The sequence below is a fragment of the Winkia sp. C0117E2 genome (assembly GCF_056590455.1).
The window spans coordinates 311,835-334,826 of sequence record NZ_JBWPWD010000002.1; the positions used below are offsets into that span (position 1 = coordinate 311,835).

At 57.1% G+C, this 22,992-nt stretch carries 18 protein-coding genes; 11 read left to right on the forward strand and 7 right to left on the reverse strand.

The window, feature by feature from the left end; genetic code table 11:
• Position 1: 1 nt before the first annotated feature.
• Genes atpA through AC1EKG_RS03900 form a run of 8 tightly spaced genes read left to right on the forward strand, consistent with a single transcriptional unit; the run spans position 2 to position 7,382 of the window.
• Positions 2-1,633 (forward strand): F0F1 ATP synthase subunit alpha, encoded by a 1,632-nt coding sequence (gene atpA, locus AC1EKG_RS03865; RefSeq protein WP_004806119.1) that lies wholly within the window; start codon positions 2-4, stop codon positions 1,631-1,633.
• Positions 1,633-2,559, forward strand: a complete 927-nt coding sequence (locus AC1EKG_RS03870; protein ID WP_004806122.1) for a F0F1 ATP synthase subunit gamma — start codon at positions 1,633-1,635, stop codon at positions 2,557-2,559. The genes atpA and AC1EKG_RS03870 overlap by 1 nt, the downstream gene beginning before the upstream one ends.
• A 15-nt stretch (positions 2,560-2,574) precedes the next feature.
• A complete protein-coding gene (atpD, locus tag AC1EKG_RS03875) occupies positions 2,575-4,026 on the forward strand; it encodes a F0F1 ATP synthase subunit beta (protein WP_278614156.1) in 1,452 nt (483 codons plus the stop codon).
• The gene (locus AC1EKG_RS03880) at positions 4,027-4,281 is read left to right on the forward strand and encodes a hypothetical protein (protein WP_004806125.1); all 255 of its coding nucleotides are present in this window, start codon (positions 4,027-4,029) and stop codon (positions 4,279-4,281) included.
• Positions 4,282-4,304: 23 nt separating this feature from the next.
• On the forward strand, positions 4,305-4,721 hold the full coding sequence (locus AC1EKG_RS03885) for a DUF2550 family protein (RefSeq protein WP_004806127.1): 417 nt from the start codon (positions 4,305-4,307) through the stop codon (positions 4,719-4,721).
• A 7-nt stretch (positions 4,722-4,728) separates the two neighbouring features.
• Positions 4,729-5,427 carry an endonuclease NucS gene (gene nucS, locus AC1EKG_RS03890; protein ID WP_004806129.1) on the forward strand — a complete coding sequence of 233 codons (699 nt, stop codon included), beginning with the start codon at positions 4,729-4,731 and terminating at the stop codon, positions 5,425-5,427.
• Between the two features lie 10 nt (positions 5,428-5,437).
• Positions 5,438-6,613, forward strand: a complete 1,176-nt coding sequence (locus tag AC1EKG_RS03895) for an N-acetylglucosamine-6-phosphate deacetylase (protein ID WP_004806131.1) — start codon at positions 5,438-5,440, stop codon at positions 6,611-6,613.
• 4 nt (positions 6,614-6,617) lie between these two features.
• Positions 6,618-7,382, forward strand: a complete 765-nt coding sequence (locus tag AC1EKG_RS03900; RefSeq protein ID WP_004806132.1) for an alpha/beta fold hydrolase — start codon at positions 6,618-6,620, stop codon at positions 7,380-7,382.
• On the opposite strand, the gene AC1EKG_RS03905 is transcribed toward AC1EKG_RS03900, so the two are convergent.
• Positions 7,379-8,665: a coiled-coil domain-containing protein gene (locus AC1EKG_RS03905; RefSeq protein ID WP_040315013.1), complete on the reverse strand. Its 1,287-nt coding sequence runs from the start codon at positions 8,663-8,665 to the stop codon at positions 7,379-7,381. The genes AC1EKG_RS03900 and AC1EKG_RS03905 overlap by 4 nt on opposite strands.
• Before the next feature lie 392 nt (positions 8,666-9,057).
• On the opposite strand from AC1EKG_RS03905, the gene AC1EKG_RS03910 reads away from it, so the two are divergent.
• Genes AC1EKG_RS03910 through AC1EKG_RS03920 form a run of 3 tightly spaced genes read left to right on the forward strand, consistent with a single transcriptional unit; the run spans position 9,058 to position 11,997 of the window.
• Positions 9,058-10,140 (forward strand): hypothetical protein, encoded by a 1,083-nt coding sequence (locus AC1EKG_RS03910; RefSeq protein ID WP_004806136.1) that lies wholly within the window; start codon positions 9,058-9,060, stop codon positions 10,138-10,140.
• A gap of 3 nt (positions 10,141-10,143) precedes the next feature.
• A complete protein-coding gene (locus AC1EKG_RS03915; protein WP_004806138.1) occupies positions 10,144-11,139 on the forward strand; it encodes a DUF8094 domain-containing protein in 996 nt (331 codons plus the stop codon).
• A 3-nt stretch (positions 11,140-11,142) separates the two neighbouring features.
• Positions 11,143-11,997 carry a tetratricopeptide repeat protein gene (locus tag AC1EKG_RS03920; RefSeq protein ID WP_004806140.1) on the forward strand — a complete coding sequence of 285 codons (855 nt, stop codon included), beginning with the start codon at positions 11,143-11,145 and terminating at the stop codon, positions 11,995-11,997.
• A gap of 173 nt (positions 11,998-12,170) precedes the next feature.
• On the opposite strand, the gene glgB is transcribed toward AC1EKG_RS03920, so the two are convergent.
• The 6 genes from glgB to glgX form a co-directional block, all read right to left on the reverse strand.
• The gene (gene glgB / locus AC1EKG_RS03925) at positions 12,171-14,357 is read right to left on the reverse strand and encodes a 1,4-alpha-glucan branching protein GlgB (RefSeq protein WP_004806142.1); all 2,187 of its coding nucleotides are present in this window, start codon (positions 14,355-14,357) and stop codon (positions 12,171-12,173) included.
• A gap of 53 nt (positions 14,358-14,410) precedes the next feature.
• The gene (locus AC1EKG_RS03930) at positions 14,411-15,604 is read right to left on the reverse strand and encodes a phosphotransferase (RefSeq protein ID WP_141740526.1); all 1,194 of its coding nucleotides are present in this window, start codon (positions 15,602-15,604) and stop codon (positions 14,411-14,413) included.
• A complete protein-coding gene (gene treS / locus AC1EKG_RS03935; protein ID WP_048707132.1) occupies positions 15,594-17,297 on the reverse strand; it encodes a maltose alpha-D-glucosyltransferase in 1,704 nt (567 codons plus the stop codon). Before treS ends, AC1EKG_RS03930 begins: the two co-directional genes overlap by 11 nt.
• Positions 17,294-19,414 carry an alpha-1,4-glucan--maltose-1-phosphate maltosyltransferase gene (locus AC1EKG_RS03940; RefSeq protein WP_239181400.1) on the reverse strand — a complete coding sequence of 707 codons (2,121 nt, stop codon included), beginning with the start codon at positions 19,412-19,414 and terminating at the stop codon, positions 17,294-17,296. The genes treS and AC1EKG_RS03940 overlap by 4 nt, the downstream gene beginning before the upstream one ends.
• A 131-nt stretch (positions 19,415-19,545) precedes the next feature.
• Complete coding sequence (gene trpS, locus AC1EKG_RS03945; protein ID WP_004806150.1) at positions 19,546-20,646, reverse strand: tryptophan--tRNA ligase; 1,101 nt, start codon at positions 20,644-20,646, stop codon at positions 19,546-19,548.
• Between the two features lie 9 nt (positions 20,647-20,655).
• Positions 20,656-22,902, reverse strand: a complete 2,247-nt coding sequence (gene glgX / locus AC1EKG_RS03950) for a glycogen debranching protein GlgX (protein ID WP_004806156.1) — start codon at positions 22,900-22,902, stop codon at positions 20,656-20,658.
• Positions 22,903-22,992: the final 90 nt, after the last annotated feature.

Consider the following 22,992-nt stretch of genomic DNA (forward strand, 5'->3'; position numbering starts at 1 on the left):
CATGGCTGAACTTTCCATCGCTCCCGACAAGATTCGGGAAGCGCTGAACAGCTTTGTTGACAGCTACGAACCAACTCAGGCAGATACTGAAGAGGTCGGTCACGTCACGCAGACGGCTGATGGCATTGCACGCGTCGAAGGCCTACCTGGCACGATGGCAAACGAACTTCTTCGGTTTGAAGATGGCACCCTGGGTCTGGCAATGAACCTCGACGTCCGTGAAATCGGTTGTGTGGTTCTTGGCGACTTCGGTGGCATTGAAGAAGGTCAACAGGTCTTCCGCACCGGTGAGGTTCTCTCAGTCGGCGTAGGCGACGGCTACCTCGGCCGCGTCGTTGACCCGATGGGTGCTCCGATTGACGGACTAGGCGAGATCACCGACCTTGAAGGTCGCCGCGCCCTCGAATTGCAGGCACCGGGCGTGATGATGCGTAAGTCCGTGCACGAACCGCTACAGACTGGTCTGAAGGCAATTGACTCGATGATCCCGGTTGGCCGCGGCCAGCGTCAGCTAATCATCGGTGACCGGCAGACGGGTAAGACCGCGATCGCGATCGATACGATTTTGAACCAGCGCGAGAACTGGCTCAGTGGTGACCCGAAGAAGCAGGTACGTTGCATTTATGTAGCTATCGGGCAGAAGGGCTCTACCATTGCTTCTGTTCGTTCCACTCTGGAAGAGGCCGGTGCTCTGGAATACACGACTATCGTCGCCTCGCCCGCATCAGACCCGGCAGGTTTCAAGTACCTTGCCCCATACACCGGTTCGGCAATTGGCCAGCACTGGATGTACCAGGGCAAGCATGTGCTGATCGTATTTGATGACCTGTCGAAGCAGGCAGAAGCCTACCGTGCAGTCTCGCTTCTGCTGCGTCGTCCGCCGGGACGCGAAGCTTACCCTGGCGACGTGTTCTACTTGCACTCTCGTCTACTCGAACGTTGCGCCAAGCTCTCTGACGAACTCGGCGGCGGCTCGATGACCGGCCTGCCTTTGATCGAAACCAAGGCAAATGACGTCTCGGCATACATTCCGACCAACGTAATTTCAATTACTGACGGGCAGATCTTCCTGCAATCCGATCTGTTCAACTCGAACCAGCGACCCGCTGTGGACGTGGGTATTTCGGTGTCCCGAGTAGGCGGTGACGCCCAGATCAAGGCCATGAAGAAGGTTGCCGGTACGCTGAAGCTTACGCTGGCGCAGTACCGTAGCCAGGCTGCTTTCGCTATGTTCGCTTCCGACCTCGACGAAGCTACTAGGCAGCAGCTGACCCGCGGCGAGCGGCTGATGGAATTGCTGAAGCAGCCCCAGTCAAGCCCGGTGAAGGTCGAAGACCAGGTAGCAGTCATTTGGGCTGGTACCCACGGGTACCTAGACGATCTGCCAGTTTCCGCTGTCAAGGACTTCGAGGCAGGTCTGATCGACCATCTGCATTCGCACTCGCAGGTGCTGCAGACGATCGCCGACACAGGCTTGCTAGAAGATGACACGGAAGCTTCGCTGAAGGATGCTGTCGAAGAATTCCACTCGACCTTTGCGGCAAACTTCGAGTCGGCCCACGTTGATGGTGCCGATAACAAAGTTGAAGCGGAACATACCGAAGAGCAGATTACGCGCGGAAAGCGGTCCTAATGGGCGGCAAGCAACGCGTATATAAGCACAAGATTAACTCCACGGCTACACTCAAGAAGGTGTTCCGCGCCATGGAGTTGATCGCTGCTTCTCGTATTGGCAAAGCGCGCCAGGCTGCTGACGAAGCGGAACCGTTCTCGCGTGCGGTGACCAAGGCAGTCATGGCAGTGTCGGTACACTCGGACATGGATCACCCGCTCACGCGGCCACGTACCGATACCAATAGGGTTGCAGTAATTGCTATTACCTCTGATCGCGGTATGGCGGGCGCATATTCGGCAAATATTTTGCGCGAAACTGAAAAGCTGCTGAAGAAGTTGCAGGAAGAAGGCAAAGAGCCGGTCCTGTACACCTCTGGTAGGCGGGCGCAGTCATACTTCCGCTTCCGGGAACGGGCTATTGAGAAGTCGTGGACCGGTGTTTCGGACAACCCCGATGAAGAAACGATCACCGATATTGCGAAGACCCTGCAGCAGGCTTTCCTAGCCAGCCCCGAAGAGGGCGGAGTGGGCGAGGTCTACATGGTCTTCACGCGTTTCAAGTCGATGGTTTCGCAGGTTCCCGAGGTGCGCAAGATGCTGCCGCTGAAGGTTGTTGATTCCGAAGAAGTCATCGATCTGGATGCCGAAAAAATGTGGAACAAGTACTCCGAGGGCGACGCAATGCCCCTGTACGAGTTTGAGCCTTCCGCCGATGCGCTCTTGGATTACGTGCTGCCCATGTACGTGGGCGTGCGAATCCGCCACGCGCTCTTGCAGTCGGCTGCTTCCGAATTGGCTTCCAGGCAGACAGCAATGCACACTGCCTCGGATAACGCGGAAGAGCTGATCAACGACTACACTCGTCTGGCTAACGCCGCAAGGCAAACCGAAATCACTCAAGAGATTACCGAAATCGTGTCCGGTGCCGACGCACTGGCAAGTTAGAGGGAATACACAAAAATGACTGAAACTGAAGAAAAAGTCCCGGGCGTCGGCCGCATTGCGCGCGTTACGGGCGCAATTGTCGACATCGAGTTCCCGCCGGATGCGATCCCCGACATGTACAACGCCCTCAAGGTTGAGGTAAACCTATCCGGTCAGGGCGAGGGCGAAGGCGTCACCCAGATGACGCTGGAAGTTGCCCAGCACCTAGGGGACAACCTGGTGCGCGCTATTGCGCTGAAGCCGACTGATGGCCTGGTGCGTGGCGCGAAGGTAATCGACACCGGCGAAGCAATCACCGTCCCGGTGGGCGACGTGACCCGTGGCCACGTCTTCAACGTAATCGGTGAATGCTTGAACCTGGAAAAGGGCGAGAGCCTCGAGGTTACCGAACGGTGGCCAATCCACAGACAGCCCCCGAAGTTTGACCAGCTAGAGCCGAAGACCCAGATGTTCGAGACCGGCATCAAGGTTATCGACCTGCTCACCCCGTACGTGCAGGGTGGCAAGATCGGTCTGTTCGGTGGAGCCGGTGTGGGTAAGACCGTTCTGATTCAGGAAATGATTCAGCGTGTGGCTCAGGACCATGGCGGCGTGTCTGTATTTGCTGGCGTCGGCGAGCGTACCCGTGAGGGTAACGACCTGATTCACGAAATGGACGAGGCGGGTGTCTTCGACAAGACAGCACTCGTGTTCGGTCAGATGGACGAACCGCCAGGAGTACGTCTTCGTATCGCGCTCACCGGTCTGACCATGGCTGAATACTTCCGCGATGTGAAGAACCAGGACGTGCTGCTGTTCATCGATAACATCTTCCGTTTCACTCAGGCAGGTTCTGAGGTATCGACCCTTCTTGGGCGCATGCCTTCGGCAGTGGGCTACCAGCCCAACCTGGCTGATGAAATGGGACAGTTGCAGGAACGTATTACCTCGGCAGGGGGCCACTCGATTACCTCGCTGCAGGCAATTTACGTGCCTGCTGACGACTACACTGACCCGGCACCAGCGACTACCTTCGCTCACCTGGATGCTACTACTGAGCTTTCTCGTGAAGTTGCCTCCCGCGGTCTGTACCCGGCAGTGGATCCGTTGGCTTCGTCCTCGCGAATCCTGGATCCGCGCTACGTGGGCGACGAGCACTACCAGGTTGCCACCAGGGTGAAGTCCATTCTGCAGAAGAACAAGGAACTGCAGGACATCATCTCGATCCTGGGCGTTGACGAACTGTCTGAAGAGGACAAGGTTACTGTGGCAAGAGCTCGTCGTATCGAGCAGTTCCTGTCGCAGAACACCTACATGGCCGAGAAGTTCACTGGCGTAGAAGGCTCTACGGTTCCGCTCGCAGAAACCGTTGAGGCATTCAAGCGCATCTGTGACGGTGTCTACGACAAGGTACCCGAACAGGCTTTCTTCAACATCGGCGGCATCGACGATCTGGAACGCAACTGGCACGAAATGCAGAAGGCATAAATGTTAGACGTAAACGTGGTATCGCGCACAGAATCCATCTGGTCTGGCACTGCCAGCCTCGTGGCGGCTCCCTCTATTGACGGCGAGATTGGCATCTTGCCGGGTAGGCAGCCCCTACTGGCAGCAATGGCCAGAGGCACTGTGCGGGTGAAAAATGGCGATTCACTAGTCAAAGAAGTAAAGGTTCTTCGCGGATTGATCTCGGTCGATTCCGACATGGTAACCATACTTATAGACGAACTGGATAAGAACTAGCTAAAACAGCTAACATATAGTGCATGACGACTACTAATGCACTGACCATCGTTCTGGCAGTTATTGCCTGTATTGGTCTGATTATTGTTGTCGTCGTTGGACTTTATGCGTTCCGCATGCGCCGCGTTATGCATGCCGCATCATTCGATTGCGATTACCGGCCGGACATCACCTCGGGGTGGACGGCCGGTTTCGCTGTCTATGAGCGCGATTCGCTGGATTGGTATCGCCTGGTGTCGTTCCGTCACCGCCCTGATCTATCGTGGGGGCGCAGGACAATGACGCTCGAGCGACCCGTTCGAATCGGGAAACGCGATGACAAAGAAGTATTTTTGACGAATGTGCGCGCCGACGGACACAAATTCGATTTGGCTATGGACCGAGACGATCTGAACGGCCTGGTCTCCTGGTCAGAGGCTGCACCACCACGCGCACAGTAGGGAATTCATGCGACTCGTTGTTGCGACATGTTCTGTCGAATATTCAGGGCGTCTTGACGCCCACCTGCCCATGGCAATCCGGCTCTTGATGATCAAGGCCGACGGCTCTGTGCTTGTCCACTCTGACGGCGGCTCCTACAAGCCGCTCAATTGGATGGCTGCTCCCTGCACCCTTCGCGAGATAGAGCCCGACCAGAGCGAACGGGAAGCTGGCATCACCAAGGTTTGGGATGTGCGGGCCAAAAAGAGCGACGACAAGCTGAAAGTGCGCATCGGGGAAGTACTGCACGACCTCGAAGAAACCTTCGGCATTGATCCTGGTCTTACCAAGGATGGCGTAGAAGCCCATCTGCAGGAACTGCTGGCGGAGCAGGTGCCGCAGATCCTCGGCGAAAGGTGGCGGCTGGTGCGCAGAGAATACCCGACCGCAATCGGACCGGTTGACCTGATGGTCCGCGATCCCGAAGGAAATGCGTGGGCGATCGAAGTAAAACGTGTGGGCGGTATGGACGGGGTAGAACAGCTTACCCGATACCTGGAATTGCTCGGAAGAGACCCCAAATTTGCTGGAATTAAGGGAATTTTTGCTGCCCAGCAAATCCGCCCACAGGCCAAGGTATTGGCCGAGGACCGCGGTATTACCACAATGCTGTTAGATTATGCAGCCATGCGGGGAACCGACGACGTGGAAGCAAGATTGTTCTAGAAGGGAAGAAATGTTTGCCGTCGAGGGAAAAGTTGTAACGGAGCAACAAGTAATTGCGAACGGAGTAGTCGCGATAGAGGGCGAGACGATTTCCTGGGTGGGGCCCGCAGCCGAATTCACCGGCAAGATTACTACCCACTCTGACTACATTTTGCCGGGCCTAGTTGACGTGCACTGCCACGGGGGAGGGGGCGCATCCTTCCCGGACGCCCTCGATGCTTCGGATGCGAAACGGGCGGCGGCAGAACATCTGCGCCACGGCACTACTACCATGGTGGGGTCGCTGGTAACACAGGACGAACCGGTTCTGCTAAAACAGGCCGAGCTGCTTGCGCAACTGTGCGAAGAGGGGATGCTTGCAGGCATCCATTTTGAAGGTCCTTTCGTGTCTGCAGGACACTGCGGCGCGCAGGATCCTCGCTATATTCGCGAGCCCGACACTGACTTTGTAAACGGACTCCTGGCCGCCTGCAATGGGTGGGCTCGAACCATGACGATCGCGCCGGAAAAGCCGGGTGTTTTGGGCGAGGACGGGATTGCCGCGGCACTGATAGCCGGGGGTGTGATTCCGTCTTACGGGCATACTGATGCTTCCTCCGAAGAATTCCGCGAGGCGGTAGAACAGACTGCTCAGATGATGTCTGGCGGGAATGCCCGCTGCAACGTTCCTACGGCTACCCACCTGTTTAACGGAATGGCTCCTATGCACCATCGGGAACCGGGACCTGTCCCGGAGGCATTAGCGGCCGCGCGGCGGGGGAGACTGATCGTAGAGGTGATCTGCGATGGAGTGCACGTATCGCCCTCGTTGGTGCGGAACGTTTATGAGCTTGTCGGACGCGAAGCAATCACTTTCGTTACCGACTCCATGGCTGCTGCAGGCATGGAAGACGGGCACTACCGGCTCGGCCCGCAAGAGGTGGACGTGCGGGACGGGAAAGCATTCTTGGCCGGCGGCACCTCTTTGGCCGGCGGCACCTCTCACCTGCTGGGCTGTGTAAAGATCGCGGTTACGGCTGGAATCCCGCTGCTCGACGCCGTCTACTGTGCGGCCACCTCCGGTGCGAAGGTGCTGGGAATGAAGCACGTGGGAAGCATAGAAGTGGGCAAGCAAGCAGATCTAGTCCTGGCGGATACCAACTTGTCAGCAAGAACCGTGATCAAGGCAGGCCGGCAACTAGACTAGTGTCATGAGCGCTATTCATACCTATGGCGAGGCGCGCGAGGGCGCTCTCGTCCTACTGCCGCCGTTTCCTTTTGATTCCCGCCTGTGGGAGGCAGTCGCCTCCCAGCTTGAAGGGTTGCCCGTGGTAACGGTTGACCCACCGGGGTTTAGTGGAGATCAGGTGCCGGTCACCCCCTCCCTGGAAGCCTATGCTTCTTCGGTGGTAGACAAGCTGCGCGGTGAAGGCATTAGAAGAGTCTTGGTAGCCGGCTGCTCGATGGGCGGCTACACAGCGCTCACTATGCTGGAACGGTACCCTAAAATGGTGGCTGCAATCGGGCTGTTCGGTACCCATGCCGGCCCCGACAGCGCTGCCGCTAGAGCTGGACGCACAGAAGCTGCGGTAAGAGCGCTAGCAGGATCAGATATGCCGGCCCGTGCCGAAGGCACACGGGACCTGTTAGGCGCCTCCTCCAGGAAGGACGAGGAGCTCGTGCACATAATTCGCTCCTGGGCATCGGAGGCTCCCGCAGAGGCCGTGGCATGGTGCCAGCGGGCAATGGCCGGTAGGCCGGGAAGACTACACGTATTACAGAGGGCGAACATCCCAGGCATCGTAGTTCGTGGGATTGAAGACCCCGTCACGAGCCCCGAGCAGGCGACAGCCATGGCCGAGGCACTGCAAACTCAGGTTATAGAAGTGCCCAGGTGCGGGCACTTGGTGCCTATCGAGGCTCCGAGTATTGTGGCCCGCCACCTGGGCGATCTATATAAGCACGTATTCGGTTAGTCCTGAGAAGCCGACGGCAGATCTGCAGCGCTCGCTTCGCCCTCGTCTAGGGCGAGCGGGCGTTCCTGCATGGGGGTAATTCCCTCTAGTGCAGAAGCGGTCTCGGTAGTTAGCAGGCCACGTAGCTCCTCCAGGTAGGCGGCAACCGAGTTGCGCTGCTGGGTGAGCTTTTCGACCGTCCGCTGAGCGGAGGCTCGTTCGGACTGGGCCTCGACACGTGCAGACTCGCGCAGCTGCTCGGCTTCGGCCTCGGCTGCCGCAATAATCGACTCAGCGGAACGGCGAGCCTCTTCCTGACGACGGCGAACCACCGCGTCGGTGTCGGTGAGCAACCGTTCGGCTCGCTGCAGGGTGTCACCTAGATGCTTTTCCGCCTCGGCAACCTGGGCCTTGGCAGCGGCAACCATCTGAGAGGTTTCGTCATATGCCTGCTGGTGGGCGGCAGCGTCAGCTTCCTTGGCCTCGGCACGAGCCTGGGCGATCTCGGTGTCCGCCTCCTGCCTGTTCTGCTCGATCTGGTTGCGCAGGTTTTCTGCTTCGACGCGGGCTTCGCGCAAGAGGGCGTCGGCCTCGTTCTTCGCGTCGGTTAGTAGACGTTCGGCCTCGAGTTTGGCCGCCTCCCGTGCCTGGTTAGTCTCCGAAAGAGCAGAATCGCGCAGCGACTGGGCTTCGGTAGAAGCATCGTTGCGCATCTGCGAAGATTCCTGTTCGGCCTTCACGCGCATCTCGACATAATCTTTTTCAGCCTGGGCCCGCTGCAATTCGGTCTCGCGCTGGGTAGTGGCGCGCAGATCGGCAATTTCAGTGTTCACCTCAGCGCGCAGGGAAGAGGCTTCACGCTCTGCAGCAGCAACGAGCTCATCTGCGCGGTGCTGAGCATTGGTCAGTACGGTTTCGGCCTCAGTTGCCGCACGAGTAGTGCGCTCTTCAGCTTCGCGACGAGCCTCAGAAAGCATTCCCGCTGCTTCGGCTTCCGCCCTCTGAGTCATTCGGGAAGTGTTGTCGCGAGTCTTCTGTAGAAGTGCCTCGGCGTCCGCATTAGCCTTACCGACAATGGCGGTGGACTGCTCCTCGGCCGAGCGAAGAAGCTGCTCAATACGTGCGCCCACGCCCTCGTACGAACCGCGATCGATGTCACGCACCTGCGCTTTAGCATCGGAGAGCTGTTCGGACAGATCCTCGCTTCGGGCCTCAGCTGCTGCGAGTCGTTCACGCAGTTCAGACAGTTCTGCGTTCAGGTTCTGTAACTGCGTATCCACTTGCACGCGGTCATAGCCACGCATCACAATTGGAAAATCAGTCTGCTCTTCCACGTGTTCCTCCTCGCGCGTGCCGCGCGTAAGCGCCCGGGGGCATCCATACAAAAATCGTTCCTATTGTCGCACCATTTTCCTATTTCGACCAAGTTCCACGCCGAAGGTTCGCCCATACATGTTCGGTTGCATGATTTGCTCCGAAGTAGAGGACGAAGAAAAGCAGTCGGCAGTGATGGCCGGTTCTCCCAAGGGCCAACATGACAAACCTGCGCGCTCGAGGCCGCGGTCTTGCCTTCGCCGGAGCAAAAGGGCCTTATTTGTGCCAAAAGGCAGGGTAGATAGTACGGATTGGCCAAAAGAACGTATTCTTAAACGTAAGACTGTCAAATGTGCCGAAAAGGTGCTGAAAGAGGGGAACCGTGCTAGCAATTCTTCGCCGGAACATCATCGCACTCATCTTGGGCGTAATAGGGCTGTGCCTGATCCTTGCCGGTATTGCCAGCGCTACCATTTGGAAGCCAAGTCCCACGGTTGCAGCAACAACTACAGTGCAGAAGTTGGGCGTCACCCGCCCCGGGGTGCTTGAGCTGATCGCTAAGGACGTCCATATTCAAGCGAGCACTTCGAAAGGAGCAGTTGCCATAATGGTCGGCCGCTCCCGCGACGTGAATGCGTGGGTAGGGCAGTCCGGCTACACCGAAATCAACGGCCTGAAGACCTTTACTGCCCTAGACACCAAAGAGGTAAAAGGCAAGAACGTCGACCTACCTGATCCCACCAACTCTGACATGTGGGTGCAACAGGAAGCCAAGAACGGCAAAGCACAGATGAAGTGGCAGAACAAGGAAGGATCCTGGTCCGCCCTCATCTACTCTCCTGAAGCTCCTGCCAAGGTACAGCTGACATGGCATAGGACTGTTACTACCCCGTGGCTGTGGCCGCTAGTTGGCGCCGGGATAGTGTTCCTTCTGCTAGCTGCGCTCGCGGCAGTGCTTGCGTTGCGTTCGTTCCGCAAGCGTTCTGGCACGGGGAAGAACGAACCTAAGACAGATACCGTTTCTATCAATGTTGGTTCGCGAAAGATTGAGGCTCCGGGTAGGAAGGCGTTGCGGCAGGCCCGCGAACGCGGTGAGTCAGAGATAGTTGTGGACGGGGTGTCCTTCCCGACCGGACTGATTCCCGTTGTTTCCAAGAAGGAAGATTCTGCCGAAGAGGACGCAGCTGAAACCCAGGCGCAGGATCAGGCTGACCAAAAGGAAGAAGCCGATAGTCCCGAATCCCAGTTGAAAGAAGCGGAGCAACCTGAGCTGACCCCCGAAGCAGAAGAAGCGGAACCGGTAGCTACTCCGGAGGCCGAGACAAAAGATAATGAGGCCACCGCAGAGGGACACAATCCAGAAGAGGAACTAGCAGTTCCCGTGGTCGAGCTACCAAAAAAGTCCGGCTCAAGCAGAATCGATCTGAGTAAGTTTAATTTCAAGAAGAATAAGAAGGAGCAGTAAATAATGCGTAAGACGCTCCTAACTACTGCACTGGCAGGATGCCTGGTGCTTACTGCAACCGCATGCTCGCCCTCGAGTCCACCTTCCGTGAGTGCTCCCAAAGAGGTCGACGCGCCCTCCTTGAATGCGACGCAGGTTCGCGAAGTGATTAGCAAGGTGCAGGAAACGGTCTCCAAGGCAGACCAGAAGAAGGACAAAAAGGTTCTTGCCGAGAGGGTGTACGGGCCGGCATTGCAGACTCGTACTGCGCAATACGACGCTGCGAAGAAAGATGCCCCGCCCGCCCTCGACATGACCCCCACCGCGCTTACCGTTACTAAGTCGGCCGGGTGGCCGCGAGCAATTCTGGATCAGTCGATCTCAAGCAAGTCAGCAGCAATATTCTTGCTGCGCCAGGAAGACGCCCGCCAGAACTACAAGTTGTGGAATTGGGTGCGGCTGTTCCCAGGGGTGACTGTGCCCGAGACTACCGGCGAGAAGAAGGGCACTCAGATTCTGCCCAACGATACGAAGGATCTGGCCATCTCTCCGACAGACCTGGTCAGCCAGTACTCGAAGGTAGTGGTCAACCCGAAAGATAAGGCGGCTGGCAAATTCGAGGCCGACCCGTACGCGGAGTCGGTGCGGAAGAACTTGTCGCAGTTGCGCGACCAGATCGGTGATAACGGCCAGGTAAGCGTGAAGTTATCTCCCTCTCCGGAGAATGAGCCGATGGCCTTTTCGCTACCCAATGGGGGAGCCCTTGTAGCGGTTAGCTTAAAACAGCAAACTGATGTGAAAGTTACCAAAGCTCGTGGCACCATAACTTTTGAAGGACGCGTCGCAGATCTGCTTGGAGGCGAAGGAAAGGTACCGGGCGCAGCGAACTGGACTACTGCGGTCATGGCGCTATTTGTAGTGCCTCCCAAGGGCTCTAAAGACAAGATTCAAGCTATTGGTGCCGAGACGGCTATCGTTGCAGCGACGCGCGACGATGGGGCGGCGCCAGCAGGGGAATAGGTAATGGCAAATCCATCGACATATGGGGCTGTCGATCTAGGCAGCCAGAAGGCACAAGAGACTGCGCCGGCGGCAGAGCAAGCCGGGCCGGCTCTGGTAGTCGAGCTAACTGAGCAGAATCTGCAGCAAGAACTGCAGCTATCACAAAATGTGCTTGTGGTGGTCAGCTTCTGGGCAGATTGGTCCGATGCTTCGAAACAGGTCACCTCTGATCTGGAGCAGATTGCCGGACAAATGGGTGGGCAGTTCCAGCTGGCAAAGGCTTCCACGGATACGGCCAAGCAGGTGGCCGCTGCCTTTCGGGTGCAGTCTGTGCCCGCAGTATTTGCCCTCCTGGGCGGGCGGCCAATGCCTCTATTCCAGGGTCCGCAGCCCAAGGAACAGTTGGAACAGCTGCTGAACCAACTAGTTCAGGCCGCTCAACAACAGGGGATTACCGGCAGAGTAAGTGCTACTGCTGCGCAGCCGGCAGAAAAGCCCGTGTCCGAAGCACAGCGACTAATTGATGCTGCGCTGGCCGAGGAAGACTACGCCAGGGCAGAGGAGCTGTTACAGAAGGAAGTAACTAACCACCCGGCAGATAAAGAACTGAAAGTGCAGCTGGCAGGTGTGCAGCTGCAAATGCGGTTGAGGCAGGAAGAAAATCAATCCGAGGACGACCCGTTGGTACTTGCCGACCGGTTCGCGGGAGTCGGCAACGAAAAGGCAGCTTTCGACGTGCTGCTCGAAGCAATGCGCAACCACACCGGGCAAGAGCGGGAGCCCTACCGGCAGAGGCTAGTCGAGCTATTCAAGGTTGCCAGTGACTCGGCTGCAGTGAACGAGGCGCGGCGGCAGATGTCGGCAATTTTGTTCTAACCGTCTTAGCAGCTTAATGGCCCAGTACCAGCGGTACTGGGCCATTCTTGCGGGTAAGAGTCATCCGTTCGGTCTTAGCCTTGGAGCCTCCTGAGTGTCGCGCTGGGCGGCAGCCCCGATCTTGCGTTGCCTCCTCACAAAGGAAAACGGGAAGATCGGGGGCTGGCTTGGCTCTATTTGATGTCTAGAGGGCGGAGGAACAGTGCGCCGAGGGGCGGCACCCTGAGCTCAACGGAGTAGGGCCTGCCCATCCACGGGATTGGTTCTGCGGTGACCGAACCAAGATTGGTAACTCCCGAACCGCCATAGGCCTCGCTATCAGTGTTGATGAGTTCCTCGTACCGCCCTTCAAATGGCACGCCGACTCGGTACCCCTCGTGAGGATTTCCAGCAAAGTTTGTTACGCATACCAGGAACTTCCAATTCCCGTCCTTGTCTTGTCCCTTTCGCAAGTAAGAGATAGTGTTCCGGTCACCGTCGCCGGCCTCTATCCACTCGAAGCCCGAATGCGTGTCATCCCAGAGCGCCGGTTCAGCCTTATAGAGGTTGTTCAGGTCGGTCAGCAACCTAGTTATTCCGGCATGCAGAGGATCATCCAACAGCCACCAGTCAATGGAGGAATCGGCGTCCCACTCGCGTTCCTGGCCAAATTCGGATCCCATGAACATGAGTTGTTTGCCCGGATGGGACCATTGGTAGGCGTACAGCGCGCGCAGCCCCGCTGCTTTCCGCCAGTTATCGCCCGGCATCTTATTCCACAGAGAGCCTTTTCCATGGACGACCTCGTCGTGGGAAAGCGGCAGCACATAATTTTCGGAGAAAGCGTATACCAGCGAGAAGGTGAGTTCTCCGTGGTGGAATCGCCGGTTGATCGGATCCTCGTTCAAGTACCGCAGGGTGTCATTCATCCACCCCATGTTCCACTTAAGTCCGAACCCAAGCCCACCAGCGTCAGTTGGGGCGGTCACTCCGGGCCAGGCTGTGGACTCTTCGGCGATCATGACGATGCCAGGATTGTTCTTGTAGGCGGTGGCATTTGCTTCCTGCAAGAAGCTGATGGCTTCAAGGTTCTCGCGGCCGCCGTAAATATTGGGGCGCCACGCTCCGTCAGAACGCGAGTAGTCCAAATAAAGCATGGAAGCTACCGCGTCGACTCGCAGCCCATCGATGTGGAATTCGCTCAGCCAGTACAGTGCGTTGGCAACAAGGAAGTTCCGTACCTCTCGACGGCCAAAGTTGAACACCAACGTGCCCCAGTCAGGGTGTTCCCCACGCAGCGGGTCCGGGTCCTCATAAAGCTTTGTGCCATCGAAGTTTGCTAGCGCCCACTCGTCCTTGGGGAAGTGTGCAGGTACCCAATCTAGCAATACCCCAATACCAGCCTGGTGCAGTCTATCTACCAAGTACCTGAAATCGTCCGGGGTGCCGAAGCGAGCTGTCGGGGCATAGTAGGAGGTTTGTTGGTACCCCCAAGATCCCCCAAACGGGTGTTCTGCAACCGGCATGAACTCAACGTGAGTAAAGCCCAACTTGGTTACATGGTCTACTAGATGATCAGCTAGTTCGCGATACTGCAGTCCCTGCATCCACGATCCTAGATGTACCTCATACACGGACATGGGGGCCGAGTGCGGATCGTGCGTTTCACGATATTCCATCCAGTCGCCGTCGCCCCAATCATGGAACTGGTCAGTGACTACTGATGCGGTTGCCGGGGGCACCTCCGTAGCCCGAGCCATCGGGTCAGCTTTCTGGAACCAGTTACCATCCGGGCCGCAGATCTCGAATTTATAGCGGGCTCCCACCTTCACATCGGGGATGAACAGCTCCCAGACTCCAGAGGAACCGAGCGAGCGCATAGCCGAACCGGAACCATCCCAGTAGTTGAAATCGCCCACCACGCGCACGGCACGCGCATTGGGGGCCCACACCGCAAAGGAAACCCCATCTACTTGGCCAAGTTCGCCCCCGTAAGAATGTACGTGCGCTCCCAGGGCATTCCACAGTTGCTCGTGGCGGCCCTCGCCAATTAGATGCAAGTCCAGTTCACCCAAAGTGGGCATGAAGCGGTACGGATCGTCGACGGTAGAAGTCTGATCGCCGTAAGTCACTCGCAACCGGTAGTCGGGAATGTCTTCGCGCTCTAGCACGGCCACCCACACCCCGTCCTGCTCATGGCTTGCAGGGTAAGTGCCGTCGGCGGTGACGATATCCACCGAATCAGCCAGGTGCCGGACAGTACGAATCGTGACGCCTCCCTGGTCTAGGTGCGCCCCGAGTACCGCGTGGGGCGAATGGTAGCGAGCATGCGCTACATCCAGGAGGGTCTGTGGATCCACGTAGACAGGTTTTGCGTTCATGTGTTAAGCCTTACACGTTTAGGCCCTAAACGTGATGATTTTGACGGGCCAAGTTAGCCTAAAAGACGCTTCAGCCCACCAAGCGGAACATGTACCCACGTAGGACGGTGCTGAGCTTCATAGGCAACTTCGTATAGGGCCTTATCAATCTCAAGGATCTGCAAGGCCTCCTGGTGGAACTGCCTTACTGAGCTGTAGCCTTCTAGGAAGGCTTTCCGGTGGATTTGCTCCCACTGCTGCGATGCTCCGCCGGTGGCCCTAGCGTAGTCGAAGGAACGCAACATGCCTGCTATGTCCCGCTCCGGCATATCGGGTTCTAGGCGCTCCGAAAGAGGGCGAAGAGGCTCGCCCTCGAAGTCGATGATCGACCAGCCCGTGGCGCTATGAAGTGTCTGTCCAAGATGGAAATCGCCGTGCACCCGACACACGGGAGCCGACAGCTTCGGAAGGTCAGCAATGGGCAGATTTATCTGGGTAATGGGCGGGTAGGCGGCAGCGGCGCGCTCGTAGGAGGCCCTCAGCCGATTAGAGGCATCAATGTCCTTCAAAGTGCTACCAAAGTGGCGCTCTAACAGCGAATGCATTTGCGCGCTTATCCTGCCCAGTTCGAAGGCCTCCTTGGAGAGAGAATCGCCTGCCTTGGCCGCCTGGGTAAAGAACACGAAGCCGTCCTCGGCCCGGTGCACGTAGTCACTGGCAACAGAGTCAGTGATGACCTCGTTATTCCTGGTGATCTGCGAAATAGCGCGTACCTGCGGCACCCCTTCAAAGCCAGCCTTGGTAAGGGCTAACGGTAGCGATACCTCAGGCTGTTCACCACCGTAGAGGACACGGAAAAACTTGATAATTACCGGCCAACGCCGCGCCGGTACCAGCACTGAGGTGTTGGACTGTTCTCCGGTAAGAACCTTGGCACCGCCAAGGGCCTGCATCCAATCGGTGTAGGCCTCGTCAACCAGCTCAGGCTGCGACGGAAACAACCCGCCGCTCTTAGCCACCTTCTGCAACCATGCCTTCAAAAAATTAGGGTCTGCGCAGCCGTCCTTTACCAGGTGACCGTTGAAGAGCGCTTCCTTGCCTTCTGCGAGGGGAACTTGCAGGCAGGCTCCCTCATAATCCAGCTCAACAAGCCACCAGTGGTCGGAGTGGTCCAACACTTGCACGGTAGGGACTTGTCCAGCCAGGCGTTTTGGGAACCACCTTTTGGATTCGACCCACTGAGTAAGGGAAGGAATACTATTCATCATCGCCCTTTTCAGGTTGTTTCATTCGGAGCCAGTAGAAGGTGTGTCGCCCCAAGGTCAGTGTCAGCTCATCGTTTGCGTCAACTGTGGGGAACGGGTTGCCCGCGTACATGTCAACCGTGCGCCACCCTGCCATGCCGGGAAGCCATAGGTTCACCGCATGAGGAGTCCCTGCCAAGTTGTAGACGCAAAGGACAGTGTCTGACTCGTCGCGGCGGGTGAAAGCCAATATTGCATCATCGGAGGTATGTACCAAGGTCATCTGTCCCACCCCAAAGACGGGGTAGGACTTGCGGATTGCTAAGGTGCGGCGCAGCCAGTTCAACAGTGAGGTAGGCCGCCCCCACGCCTCTTCGACGTTCACCGCGCGATAGTCCCACGCCGGCGTATCGATCAGCGGTAGCCTAAACGTCTTTGGATCGGCTTCAGAAAAGCCTGCCCCTTCGGAAGCATCCCACTGCATCGGGGTGCGCACACCGTCACGGTCATGGAGCCAAATATTGTCGCCCATCGCAATTTCGTCGCCATAGTACAGGAATGGCGAACCAGGCAAAGCAAGCAAGAGGGCGTGCGCCAGTTCGATGCGGCGGCGAGAGGAACCTAAAAGTGAAGCAAGTCGGCGGCGAATACCAACGTTCGCGCGCATTCGATCCTGGGGAGCGTACCACCCGTACATGGCCCGCCGCTCCCGATCAGTAACCATCTCCAGGGTAAGTTCATCGTGGTTGCGTAGGAACGTGCCCCACTGGCCACCGCTTGGCAGGGGAGGCAGCTGTGCCAAGATCTGCTTTACCCCCTTGGATGTTTCTTCCTGCATCGCAGCGAAAAGACGAGGCATGATCGGGAAATGGAAACAGATGTGACATTCCGGATTCGCATCGGTACCGAAGTAATCTACGACCTCTTCGGGTGGTTGGTTGGCCTCGGCAATCATGATAACGCCGGGAAATTCTTCGTCAATCATCTGCCGCAGATCGCAAATGAACTCGTGTGTCTCGGGTAAATTCTCGCAGTTAGTGCCGTCTTCCTCGAATAGGTAGGGGATTGCATCTAGGCGGATCCCGTCGACTCCCAGCGAGCACCAATAGCGCACTACTTCGCGCATGGATTCACGCACGTGCGGATTTTCGAAATTCAAATCTGGTTGATGCGAGAAGAACCGATGCCAGTAGTACTGGCCGCGCACCTCGTCATAGGTCCAGTTCGAATGTTCAGTGTCGACAAAGATGATGCGCGCGTCCTGGTAGGCGTCCGGCTCATCGCGCCAAACATAATAGTCCCCGTAGAAACCATCCGGCTCTTCCCGAGACGCCTGGAACCAGGGGTGCTCAGAAGAAGTATGGTTCATGACCATGTCGATGACAATGCGAATGCCGAGGGCATGTGCGTCCTCGATCAGCGCCTGAAAATCTTCGAGGGTGCCGTACTTGGGATCGATCCCCGTGTAGTCCGAAATGTCATAGCCGCCATCTAGTTGTGGAGACGGGTAAAACGGGGGAATCCACAAACAGTCAATCCCAAGCCAAGCCAGATAGCCGAGCCTAGAGCGCAGCCCTTGGAAATCGCCTATTCCGTCCGCATTCGAATCGGCATAGGAACCAAGAAGTACCTCATAAAAAACGGCATTGCGGTGCCAGTTCTGAGCCTCATGAAGAGGGCGGACCGGCTCCGGATCTAGCGGTTCGGGAAGATTCACAGTGCCTCCACACTAAAGACGTGCGCGACCTTTCCGTTCGGCCACAAATCCACATAGTTGGAAGATCCCCACTCGTAGGTGCGCCCGTCGAGTTCGTCGCGTACCCGCATAACTGGCCTTCCGCCCTCGGCAGGCGGGAGCGCAAGTCCCAGTGCCGGGATGTCAACGGACACCATGCCCCGGGTCGTATTATGCGGATCTAAATTAACTACCACCAGAACTGTATCAGCGCTGCCAGTAGGTGACTCCTCGGCACTAACGTGTTTCGAGAAAGCTAGTAGATTCGGGCTAGAGGTCTCGTGAATATGAATGTTACGCAGCCGCTGCAAAGCAGGGTGCGCTTTGCGGATTCGATTCAACGAGCGAATAAGCGGGGCAATGCCCAACTGTTCTGCAGCTTCGAAGTCGCGGTTCTTGTATTCGTACTTCTCGTTGTCATTGTTTTCTTCGTATCCCGGCCGCGGGACGTTTTCAATGCATTCATAGCCCGAATAGATGCCATAGGTGGGGGAGCCGGTAGCGGCAAGAACCGCACGGATCGCATAAATTGCTCTGCCCCCGGTCCACATTTGCGGCGTCAAAATATCGTGGGTAGTAGGCCAGAATGCTGGTCGCAGCAAGTGTGCGGTGTCGTTAGCCAGCTCCTTAAAGTAATCCTGCAGTTCCTCCTTAGTGGTGCGCCACGCGAAGTAGGTGTAGGACTGGTGGAAGCCAAGTCCTCCAAGAGTGCGCATCATTGCTGGACGGGTGAAAGCCTCCGCCAAGAAGATAATGTTCGGATGCTCCTCGTGCATCTGCTTCAAGAAGCGCTGCCAGAATGCCAGCGGTTTAGTATGCGGGTTATCTACGCGGAAGATGGTCACCCCGTGGGCTATCCACTGTTCGGCTACCGCGTAGACCGCCTCATAGATGCCTTTGGGGTCGTTATCAAAGTTCAGCGGATAAATATCCTGATATTTCTTGGGTGGGTTCTCGGCATAAGCAATGGACCCGTCTGCCCGCTTCGAGAACCATTCAGGGTGCTCACTGACCCAAGGATGGTCCGGGCTACATTGGAGGGCGAAATCCAGCGCTACTTCAAGGCCAGCTTCCTTCGCCTTCGACACGAAGAAGTCAAAATCTTCCATGGTGCCTAGGTCTGGATGGATGGCGTCATGGCCGCCCTCTAAAGCGCCGATGGCGTAAGGGGAGCCGGGATCGCTCGGGGACGCCTCTAGTGTGTTGTTCTTGCCCTTCCGGAAGGTGGTCCCAATCGGGTGAACTGGGGTTAGATACACGACGTCGAACCCCATCTGTGCCACCCTTGGCACGATGTCGGCAGCAGTCCGCAAAGTGCCCGATACCCACTCGCCATCTTGCCAGTGTGCCCCAATAGAACGGGGAAAGATTTCGTACCAAGAGCCATACAGGGCGCGCTCGCGGTCTACCTGCACCGGGTAAGACCGGGATCTTCCGGCAAGGTCCCGCAGGGGATATTTGCGCATGATGTGGCGGATTCTAGAATGTAGGCCTGCAGAGAGGCGGGTCTGTGCCGACTTGCTTTTGTCGCGTAGCATATCGATTGCTTCGCGAAGGGATTGGGCATTTTTGGGATCTAGCTTTGCCTGCGTCGGATTATGGGCTGCCTTGCCGACAATTGCCCGCTCTAACAGCCTGGCGCCCTCTTCAAGCATTAATTCGGTATCCACCTCGGCGGCCACTTTGATTGACGCATCATGGCACCAGGTCTCGTAAGGATCTGCCCACGTCTCTATGTGAAAGCTCCAGTCGCCGGGTTCACCCGGACGGAGCCAAGCTTCGTAACGATCTAGCCCGGGCGCGATGTCAACCATCCGGACCCGCATATGTTCACTTCCATCGGGTCTGATAAGGACCGCTTCGGCGGCGTAGCGGTCGTGGCCCTCACGGAATACCGTGGCGCGCACGGGGAAAGATTCGCCCTCGACAGCTTTCGCTGCCCACAGCCCATCTTCTATGGACGGGAAAACTTCGGTAACCGGAATACGTGCAATCTGCCCTCCAGTAGGCCTTTTCAGACTCTTTCTAGGCTTTCTGGCCCTACGTGGGCTAGTGGAGGTCACGGGCGAAGATGCCTTGGAAATCTTCCGGTCAGTCATGAGGCCGCCTTTCAACGTAGCTCGTGTGTACCAGTCTATTGAAAAGCGTCCCCCTTCGTGGTTTTTAGCGCCTTCAAGGGGAGACAAAAAATTTTGGGGGCCGAGTTTATCGACCCCCAAAAAAATTGTCTTTAGTAATCCATCTGCATTGCAGCCTTGACTTCAGCCAGCGTAGCGTTTGCTACTTCATTGGCGCGTTCGTTGCCCTTGTGTAGTACGGAAAGCAGATAGTCAGGATCCTGTTCCAACTCCGCGCGACGGGCACGCATCGGAGCCAAGAATTCATTCAGCGATTCCGTGACGACCTTCTTTAGAGTGCCGCCACCGCCGTCACCAATCTGGTCGGCCAGCTCTTCGGGGCTCTGGTCGCTTGCGAGTGAGGCTAGCGTCAGCAGGTTTGCGACCTCGGGACGGTTCTGCGGATCGTACGTAATGTGGCGATCGGCGTCGGTCTTAGCCTTCTTAATGCGCTTGGCAGTCTCGTCGGCGCTCATGCGCAGTTCGATGGTGTTGCCGCGGGACTTAGACATCTTGGTTCCATCAAGGCCAAGCAGGAGCGGAACGTTCGATAGCAGTGCATCGGGGCGCGGGAAAACAGCATGTTCCTTATCTGCCCGCCCGTAGCGCTTATCGAAGCGGTTAGCGATCTGGCGGGTCTGTTCTAAGTGGGGGAGCTGGTCCTTGCCTACGGGAACCACGTTCGCCTTACAGAACAGGATGTCTGCCGCCTGGTGAACCGGGTAGGTAAGCATGAGTCCGGACATTGCTCGCCCCTCAGTGGCCTCCAATTCGGCCTTCACTGTCGGGTTGCGGTGCAACTCCGATTCGGTGACCAGCGAGAGGAAAGGTAGCAGTAGCTGATTTAGTGCCGGTACCTGGGAGTGAGTAAAAATAACAGACTTAGCAGGGTCTATGCCTGCTGCTAGATAGTCAGTCAGAAGACTTAGTACTCGCTCTTTGAGTGGTCCCACACCGTCTCGGTCGGTTATGACTTGGTAGTCAGCGATGAGTACCCAAGTTTCGACGCCGCGATTTTGCAACTTCACGCGGTTCTGCAAGGTACCAAAGTAATGGCCTAGGTGAAGGTGGCCGGTGGGTCGGTCGCCCGTCAGTACGCGGAAACGAGAAGGGTCTTCATCAATTGCTTTGTCAATTTGCGCCGATCGCTCAATAGAGCGGGCAAGTGAAGCCTCATTGGTAGAGGTTTCCAGTAGGTCTTCTGCGTTTGTCATGGCTCCACTTTAGCGCGAAATGTAAATCTGCATCGAAAGGGCCGGGAGGTCGACTTTTGTACCCGGTTCTTCGACCTCTGGAACTTCGTTATCGAGGGCGACTAACGGGTGGGGCTTCGATAGGGCAGAGTCCCACACCTTCCTCCAGAATGTGCCTCGTCCATCCGCCAGAGAAAACGGGATGGCCTCGTCTAGGCCATTGAAACAAACAAGAACGTCGTTGGACGTGGACGGTAGGCCAGATCGGAGCATCTGGAAGGCCCGTCCGGCCGGATCGTGCCAGGCGCGTTCGCTCATAGGCTTTCCGCTTCGGTCAAACCAGCTTTGGTCCGGGATGGAATCGTCGCCGTACTGGGTGCCTGTCAAGAAATAGTCCGGGCGCATTGCCGGATACCTTTTTCTTAAGGAAATAAGGTGGGTTACGGTTTCTTGCAATTCCCGCTGCCAGGGTGCAAGATTCCAGTTCAGCCACGATATTTCGTTGTCTTGGCAGTAGGCGTTGTTATTGCCCTGTTGAGTGCGCCCAAATTCGTCTCCGGCAACCAGCATGGGGGTACCCGCAGAGACGAACAGCGTGCCGAGCAAATTTCGAATCGTTTTCAGGCGATCCTCCATCAAAGAGATGACCTGAGAACCGCCATTCGAACTTTCGCGGATGTCTCCCCAAGGGAGCGAAATGGGCGCCTCGAGCCCGTGGTTCCAAGAGAGATTGTGGTCAGAGCCGTCCCGATTATTTTCTAGGTTCGCCTCGTTGTGCTTGTCGTTGAACGAAACAAGATCGGCCAGGGTGAAACCGTCGTGAGCGCAGATAAAATTCACCGAGGCTCTGGTGCCTACATTCTGCGCAGGGTCGGCACGGTAGTAAAGGTCGGGGGAACCTGAAAGGCGGGTGGCTAGATCCCGGGGAGAACTGCCTCGGGAGGAGCGTTCAGCCTGCGCCTTGGCGTCGCTAATCCAGAAAGTGCGCAAACTGTCGCGGAAACTGTCGTTCCAGGTAGAGAACGGCCTCTTGAAATTGCCAGTCTGCCAGCCATTTTCGCCTACGTCCCACGGCTCGGCGATCATCTTCACCTGGCAAAGAATCGGGTCAGTAGCGATTGCAGAGAGGATCGGATGGTCGGGCGTGAACTGCGTGCCAAAGCGGCCGATAGTAGTAGCTAGATCGAAGCGGAATCCGTCCACTCCCATGTCACTCACCCAGTACCGCAATGAATCCAGGATCATCTGCTGAACGCGGGTGGAGCCGGCATCGAGCGAATTGCCGCAGCCGGTAACGTCAGCAAATTTGCCCTCCGGGTCATATAGGTAATATTCAGCTTCATCTAGGCCGCGCCACGACAGGGACTGCCCGCCCGGTCCGCCCTCGCCGGTGTGGTTGTATACGACGTCCAAGATTACTTCGATGCCGGCCTCGTGAAGGATCGACACCATGCCACGTACCTCGTCAACTACGGCGCCTGGACCGGAGTGCTGCGACTGCTTCGTTGCCAGTGAGGGTTCGGGGGCGAAGTAGGACAGCGGCGAATAGCCCCAGTAGTTGGTCAGGCCGCGCTCGGCTAGGAAGGGCTCGTCAAACTTCGCATTAATTGGCAAGAGTTCCAGGGCAGTAATGCCCAGTTTTTTCAGGTAGCTGATGGTGGCCGGATGCGCCACCCCAGCGTAGGTGCCACGTAGGTGCGCGGGCACGCCCTCGAGATTCTCGGTGAGGCCCCGCACATGGGATTCGTAGATGACCGTGTCTCGCCAGCTGGTATGTGGACGTCGAGCGACCTCGAATGATGGTCCGGTAATGACCCCGCGCACCGTGTAAGGAGCCGAATCTGTTGGGTTTGGCCGCATCGGCTGGAGCGGGTAAAGCTCATCATCGGTCTGGTGGGCGTGAATTGCCGGGCAAAGTTCTACTTTGCCGGTGATAGCGCGAGCGTACGGGTCGAGCAGCAGTTTGTTGGGGTTGTAGACCATTGCGTTTTCGGGTTCCCACGGGCCCCAAGCCCTGAAACCGTAGGCTGTGCCCGGGCCGATGTCGGAAACATGCCCGCTAAAGATGCCTTCTACGGGGCCGCGAAGGCGAATTCGCCGTTCTGCTGCGTCGGGTTCGTAGGAAGAGAAGATGCAAAATTCGATGTCAGTCGCGCGGGGAGCAACGACAGCTATGTCGACCCCACCGCCAACCAGGGTTACGCCGAGGGCGGGCATGGCCCCCATGATGGGAAGGGCCAGTTCTGAAGTGGGGGCAAAAGTCCGATCGTTACTCACTACTGCATATTCTCATAGATGGTCTGGAACAACTCTGGAAGCGTTTCGCCTTTTCGCCGCTTCGCGTAGAAAGGCACGAAATTGCGCGGA